Origin of the sequence: Dactylosporangium darangshiense (genome assembly GCF_039537565.1) — a bacterium.
In the GTDB taxonomy this organism is placed as follows: Bacteria; Actinomycetota; Actinomycetes; order Mycobacteriales; family Micromonosporaceae; genus Dactylosporangium; species Dactylosporangium darangshiense.
Window position 1 is genome coordinate 1 of sequence record NZ_BAABAT010000125.1, and the last position, 7,161, is coordinate 7,161.

Annotated in this window: 5 protein-coding genes; all 5 read left to right on the forward strand. The window is 68.3% G+C overall.

Going from position 1 to position 7,161, the window contains the following annotated elements; genetic code table 11:
* Nucleotides 1–699 precede the first annotated feature (699 nt).
* Complete coding sequence (locus tag ABD901_RS57855; protein ID WP_345144801.1) at nt 700–1,878, forward strand: GOLPH3/VPS74 family protein; 1,179 nt, start codon at nt 700–702, stop codon at nt 1,876–1,878.
* Between the two features lie 109 nt (nt 1,879–1,987).
* A complete protein-coding gene (locus ABD901_RS57860) occupies nt 1,988–3,529 on the forward strand; it encodes an APC family permease (protein WP_345144803.1) in 1,542 nt (513 codons plus the stop codon).
* Nucleotides 3,529–4,155 carry a GNAT family N-acetyltransferase gene (locus tag ABD901_RS57865; protein WP_345144805.1) on the forward strand — a complete coding sequence of 209 codons (627 nt, stop codon included), beginning with the start codon at nt 3,529–3,531 and terminating at the stop codon, nt 4,153–4,155. Before ABD901_RS57860 ends, ABD901_RS57865 begins: the two co-directional genes overlap by 1 nt.
* 448 nt (nt 4,156–4,603) lie before the next feature.
* The gene (locus ABD901_RS57870; RefSeq protein WP_345144807.1) at nt 4,604–5,962 is read left to right on the forward strand and encodes an aspartate aminotransferase family protein; all 1,359 of its coding nucleotides are present in this window, start codon (nt 4,604–4,606) and stop codon (nt 5,960–5,962) included.
* Nucleotides 5,963–6,076: 114 nt separating this feature from the next.
* A complete protein-coding gene (locus ABD901_RS57875; protein WP_345144809.1) occupies nt 6,077–6,838 on the forward strand; it encodes an SDR family NAD(P)-dependent oxidoreductase in 762 nt (253 codons plus the stop codon).
* Nucleotides 6,839–7,161: the final 323 nt, after the last annotated feature.

Genomic DNA, 7,161 nt, shown 5'->3' on the forward strand with positions numbered 1-7,161 from the left:
CACGCGGAGCCGCTTGGTGGAGGCGGATGTCGATGTTGCCCATGGCGACGTCCGCCGTGACTGCCGGCGCGGATGAGGCGCTGCGGCCGGTAGGAGCTGCATTGCAACGTCGCCACCACCTAGCAACTGGAGCGGTCGGTGTGCGGCGGGATGGAGGGAACCGTTCGATGCAGCGGTCGACGACTCGATGCGCGCAGCCTCGGGGCGGTCGGTGGCCCTTGGCATGGACCTGCTCAGTAGGACGGAACTGGACGTCGAACGGCCACGAACCGGACTGCGCCACGTCCGGGGATGCGGCGCGTCAGCACGGTCCACGCCACGAGCGAGTGTGGTGCGTTGCGGCTAGGACCCTTTCACCTCACCGCTGGGCACGGCACGCGGTCGCGCACCCGGGCGAAGAGCGGGACAACATGACACAGCCGTCATCGCACCGTCCGCAGGACTCGCCAGACGACCCAGGTGAATCCGAGCCGTACGGCAGGGAGTTGCCGACCCGGCGGCACGGCCAAGCCGGCCCGCCTTCCAGTGGGCACCGGCCGGCAGCCGCGCAGATCCGAGGAAAAATCGATGTACCCAAATTCTTCTGCCGTTCCGGCAGCGTTGCCAGGCTCGTTCTCGGTACCGCCGGCGGGACAGCCGGATGCGGCCGACCAGCTGGTTCGTGGCGACTTGGACGCAACACGGCTCGCGGACTCGCCCATGCGGGTGAACCCTGCGGTCGGCAGCGATGCGCGCTCTCTCGGTCCGGCCTACAACGCCAACCTGCCCGACGGCACGCTGTCGCACCGCCCGGCACGGCAGGCGTCGACGTTGTCGCCGTTGGGCCCGCCGGCTGAGTACGCCCAGGTCCAGCCGCCGTTGCCGCCCAGCGGGCATCGCGCCGGACCGGGCGCGGAGCACTGGTTCAGCCCGCCGCAGGAGTCCACCAGCGCGCCTGCGCGACACTCCGATGTGGCGCCGCGCGGACCGACGGCCGAACATGGGTACCTCGGCCGACAGGCCGCCTACGGCACTGCGCCAACGCCATCAGGCGACCGCGCGCAGCTGTCGGCGGGCGACACGGCGGGCTCGTACGATACCGATGGACCGGTGTGGGCGGGCTCCGGCGGGTCGGCCCGCCGGGACGGGCCGCTGTACGAGCCGGCCGGCATCAACTGGGGAGGAACCGACCCGGCGTTGTCGTCCCGGTGGCAGCCGTCGAAACCAGCCGGCAGGCACCATCACGTTGCACGCGAACGCGAGGCGCCGTTGGTGGCCGACGATTTTTTCTGCATCAGCCACCACGCCTACCGGGGACACCGGCTGGTCGCCGCAGAGGTCCTCGGGTTAGGGCTTGCCTCGATGCTGCTGGGCGAGCTGTGGTGGGACAACCGCATCGACCTGTGGCAGGGGATGGTCATCCCGAAGCCGAGAGCCGAAAGCCGGATGCCCATCTCCGCGCTGACGTTCCAGATCGAGGAGAGCATTCGCGGCGAGCAGTCCACTCGCACGATCGAGGACATGCTGCGGTACCTGGCCATCGACGCCGAAGTCAGGGTCGGCGAGCGCATGCTTGCCCGCAATCAGGTCGTGCGAGTCCGCGCCAGGGTCGGACTGTCGCTGTTCAAACAGGAACTCTTCGTTCCGGTCACGCCCAATGAGTGGGAGTGGGTCGGACTCAGCGTCGCCACGGCGCTCAACCAGCGCCGGCCACTGGATCCGCTCGACCTGCATCTGGCCGGGCTCGCCATCGTCACCAACCTGTTCGGCCAGCTGATGGGGGAGTACGACGGGGCTGAACGACTGCCGCCGCTGCTGCGCGGCCTGCCGGAGCCGGTACGCCATCTGATGGCGGTGACCCGCCGGGTCGTGCAGGACCGTGCCGAAACGGGCGTCTGAAGCGACCGGTTTCGCGCCCGGCACCACAAAACCCCGCAAGACCGCACCCTTCCGTACGGCCCTACCCGCGGGTTCGTGCGCACCACCCTTCCGCGAACGGAGCGTGCACGTGCAGCCATACGATCTCGGGGCGATCGGTTCAGTCACCCGCACCCCGAGCAAGATCACGTCCGATTTGGACCGCCGGAAACTGCGGCTGACATCGGTGGTGTCCCTCGCGACCACTGGCGCCGCGCCGTTGACCGTGATCGGCGCTGGCGCTACGACCGCGTGGGTCGTCTCCGGTGTGCTCGGCATCCCCATTGCCTACGGCGCCGTCGCGATCATGCTCGTGGTGTTCTCCGTCGGCTACACCCAGATGGCGCGATTCGTCCCGCGCGGAGCGTTCTACGCCTTTATCGCTCAGGGTCTGGGGCGTGTCCCCGGCCTCGGCGCCGCCTGGGTCGCGGTACTGGCCTACAACGCGATGCAGGTCGGCCTCTACGGGGGACTGGGCGTCGTCACCGCTGATTATCTCAAGACGTCCTGGCACGTCAATGTCCACTGGGGGCTGCTCGCCGGCGCCGGCTGGCTGGTCATCACGCTGCTCGGCCTCACCAGGATCAAGATTGTCGGACAGATCCTCAACGTGCTGCTCTACGGCGAGATCATCATCGCGTTGATCTTCGCGGTGGTCATGTCCATGCACCCGGCCGGCGGGAGGATCGAGTTCGGCACCCTCAACCCGGTCAACCTGTTCACCGCCGGCGCCGGCGCCGCCCTGGTCACCGCGGTCACCGGCTACGTCGGGTTCGAGGCCACCGCGGTCTACACCCCCGAGGCTCGGCAGGCCGACCGGACGATCCCGCGGGCCACGTTCATCACCCTCGGCGGTGTCGGGCTGCTTTACACGTTCTGCTCGTTCGCGATGGCGGTGGCGGCCGGCAGCAGGAACCTCATTCAGATGGCCACCGACAACAGCAGCGAGCTCATCTTCGTCCTCGCCGGCGGGCACCTGCCCGGGGTTTTCTCCCATGTCGGGCACATCCTGTTCTGCACGTCGCTATTCGCCGCGGCCCTTGCCTTCCACACCACCTCGGCGCGCTACCACTACACCCTGGGCCGGGAGCGCATCCTGCCGCGGTTCATGGCCCGCACCGGCCAGCACAGCAACGCCCCGATCTGGGGTTCCCTGACCCAGTCGGCGATCGGCATCACCGTGATCGTGCTGTTCGTGGTGACCGGCTGGGACCCGCTGATCAACCTGTTCTTCTGGATCACCGTGCTGGGCGGGCTCGGCGTGCTGGTCCTCATGGTCGCCGCGTCGTTGGCGGTCGTGTGCTACTTCGCCCGGCACAAGGCCGTCTCGGCGCAGGTCAACCTGTGGCAGCGGGTCATCGCCCCGACCCTGTCGTTCCTGCTGCTCGGCTGGGTGCTTTGGCAGACGATCGCGCAGTACAACGTGCTGCTCGGCGTCGACGCCCATGACAAGGTCCGCTGGATCCTGCCCGCCCTGTACGCCGTCGCCGCGATTGTCGGCGTGATCTGGGCGCTCATTCTGCGGTCCGCCCGGCCGGACGTCTACGACGGGATCGGTCACGCCGGCCGGCGCCCCGGCGACGAGATCGCCGAACCCGTCGGGACCCTCACACAGGCAGGCGGGGCCGCCTGATGCCCGCGCTCGCCCCGCCCCGCATCCGCGCCGCCGGGCCGGCCGACATGGACGCCGTCGCCAGGCTCACCGCGACCGCCCAGGTCGGTAACGAGATAGCCCACTGGCTCGTCGGATACGACACCGAACGCGTCCGCGTCTACGAACGGTACTTCGACTTCGTCACGCCATGGTTCTTCGAGCCGGACAACGCGCACGGCCGACGCGAGGTCCACATGACCGAGGACGGCACCGGCGCCGCGCTGTGGGTCCACTTGGACGGCAAGTTCGGCCCGGACATCGCCGACTACGACGCGCGGCTGCGCGCCGCGTGCGGCCTTGCCGTGCCGCGATTCATCACCCTCGACGAGGTCATGTACACCAACCACCCCGACGGCCAGCCGCACGCCTATCTCGCGTTCCTCAGCGTCGCACCGCACACGCAGGGCACCGGGGTGGGCTCGGCGCTGTTGAAGCACATGCACCAGCAGCTGGACGCGACCGGCACGCCGGCTTACCTGGAGGCGACCGGGCCGCGCTGCTCCCGCCTCTACCACCAGCACGGCTACGTCATCAAGCGACTGCTGCCGCTAGCACCTGGCGGACCGTACATGCGCGCGATGTGGCGGGACCCGCAACCACGATGACCTGATCCGATGTGCCTCACCACCCGCCGTCCGGTCCCCCTGCCGAGCGGCGAGTGGTGACACGCCCCCCGGGGCCGGCAGCCCAAGTGGATACCAGATAGCCGGCTGCGCAGGGCGTGGTGCGGTCAGCCTCCCCACCGCACGCGCACGGCCGGGGACGCGCCGGGCAACCGGCACGTCCCCGGCCCCGAAGTCACAACCGGAGCCAGTCCAGGCCTACCTCCGCGGCAGGACGCCAACCGTCGACAGGTAGCGGTGAACATAGGCGGCGCCTGAGCGCGCTGAGTCGCCAGACTGCGGTATCAGGGATTCCGCGGAAGCAGCCATCACCTCTCGATCGGGGCGCCCAAGGCCCCCGCGCCCTGGAACCGGCCCTTACAGCACCCGCAGCGGATCCCTCCCGAACACGCAGTGTCGGCGCGCAGCGAATCCACCGAAAGGCTCTGCCATGACCACCATCGACTCCAGGCTTGTCCGCCGCGCTGAGCGCGTCTTCCCCGGCGGCAGCATCAACGACTTCTCGCTGCCCGCAGACCGCGGAATCGTGGTCGACCGCGCCAGCGGCGTCGACCTGTGGGACTCGACCGGCAAGCATTATGTCGATTTCCTCCTCGGTTCGGGCCCGCTGGTTCTGGGCCACGGGCACCCGGCGGTCGTGCGGGCAATCACCGAGCAGGTGGGCCGCGGAACCACCTACTATCTGCCGAACCGACCAGCGGTCGACCTCGCCGAGCAGATCTGCCACTTTGTCCCTTGCGCCGAATCCGTTCGCTACTGCTCCGACGGGTCCGAGGCGGTCTTCTACGCACTGCGGGTGGCGCGAGCGCACACGGGACGCACCAAAATTCTCAAGTTCGAGGGCGGCTTCCACGGTCACACCGATTACGCGCTCCAGAGCTTCGTGCCGACCGGCGCCCCGCGCTACCCGACCGCTTTCAGTGACTCGCTCGGCATCCCGGACGTCGTCGGCGACACCGTTCTCGTTGTTCCTTACAACGACATCTCCGCTGTCGAAGCCGTCGTCGCCGAACACGGCGATGCAATCGCCGCCATCCTCACCGAACCCGTCCAGCGCGGCATCTGCGCAGCCCCGGGATTCCTTGCCTCACTGCGCGCCGTTGCGGACCGCATCGGCGCCCTGCTGATCTTCGACGAGGTCGTCACAGGGTTCCGCCTCGACATGGGCGGCGCGCAGAGCCTCTTCCGCGTCACCCCCGACCTGTGCGCGCTGGGCAAAGCAATGTCCGGCGGAACTGCGTTGGCCTGTGTTGCCGGCCGCCGCGACATCATGGACCAGTACGCCCCATCGAGGGCGCCGAGGGGCGTCTACATGAGCGGAACGCTCAACGGAAACCCACTCGGATGCGTAGCTGGCCTCGCCGCCGTGAACGTCATGCACGAGATCGACGGATGCGGGATCATCACCGACCTCGGAGAGCGGCTCCAAGCAGGCCTGTCCGGTGTGTTCACCGACGCTGGCATTGCCGCTGCGCCGATCGGTGTCCCCGCCTTTACGGATGTGGTGTTCGGCCGTTCCGAGGTACACAACTATCGCGACTACATCGACTCCGACCGGCAGGCCGCGATCGACTTCGGCAGCCGCATGCTCGCCATGGGCTTCCTCATCCGACCCGGATCCAAGATCTATCTTTCCGCCGTGCACACAAGCGCCCACATCGAGTCCTTTGTCAGCGCTGCCGCTGAAGTGACCGAACAGATGCGCGGCGAGGGCCTGCTCGCTGAAGCACCGACGAGGGTCCCCCCGAACGCCGGCCCGCCGCACGACGAGAGCCTCACCCGTGCCTGACGGCTCCGACCTCTCGAGGCGTCGTCCGGCCATGGGGCGCCGTATCCACCGCGCCATCGCCCCCGCTGGCCCTCGCTGCCTTGGTTTGCTTACCGATTGCCTATGGGAGGACACGTGACCTATCAAGTCGATCCCTACCGCGGGCTCAACGGCGCGGTCGCGCTGGTCGCCGGTGCCAGTCGTGGCATCGGCCGGGGAATCGCGCTCGAACTTGCCGAGCGAGGAGCCCGCGTCGTCGGCACCAGCCGCGACGGCGATCAGGCACACGAACTGGCCAGACTCCTCGGCACGCCACTGTGTGTCCTCGACGTCACCGACCCGATGTCCGTCCAGCAGGCGATCGGCACGATCACCGAAACCCTCGGCCCGGTGCGCGCCCTGGTGAACAACGCTGGCGTGAACGTCCCCGCCCCGTTCCTCGACGTCGCCGTCAAGGACTGGGATCGGATTCTGACGACGAACGCCCGCGGGCCATTCCTGACGAGCCAAGCGGTGGCACGAACCCTCCACGCCCACCGATTGGGTGGCGCGATCGTCTTTGTCGGTTCACAAGCCGGCCTGGTGGGAATCGAGGAACGAGCCGCCTACTGCGCGAGCAAAGCCGCCTTGCTCGGCCTCACACGCGTCATGGCAATCGAACTCGCAGCGTTTGACATCACAGCCAACTGTGTAGCGCCGACGTTCGTCGAAACCGAACTGACACGGTCGACCTTGGCGCGTCCGGACATGCGGGACCGATTCCTCTCGCGCGTGCCCGCGCAGCGCTTTGCCCGGGTTGAGGATGTCGTCGGTGCCGTGTCGTTCCTGCTGAGCGAGCAATCACGAATGATCACGGGACAGGCCCTGGCCGTGGATGGCGGCTGGACAACCTGGTAAGACCACATGACCAGCCACGGGCAAGCAACCAAAGCAGCGCCGAATGACATCGAACCGCTGCGCATCGCGGTGCGGGTCGGTCGGATGACGTTGGTCCGGCTGATCCGCAGCACGTCCGTCCCTGGCGCCGGGGACACCGGCGGCGCTGGGCGTGGACGACTTCGCGCCGCGCCGCGGACGCGTCTACGGCACCGTGCCTCCGCCGTGGGTTCAGGCGAACTGAGGGTTCTTCATCGGGAACCCTGGGGTCTGTCGCGGTGGTGTGCGTGGTGGGCGTTGGGTTCAGGGTGAACTGGGGTGGTGGCGTTCGGCGTCTGTTTCGA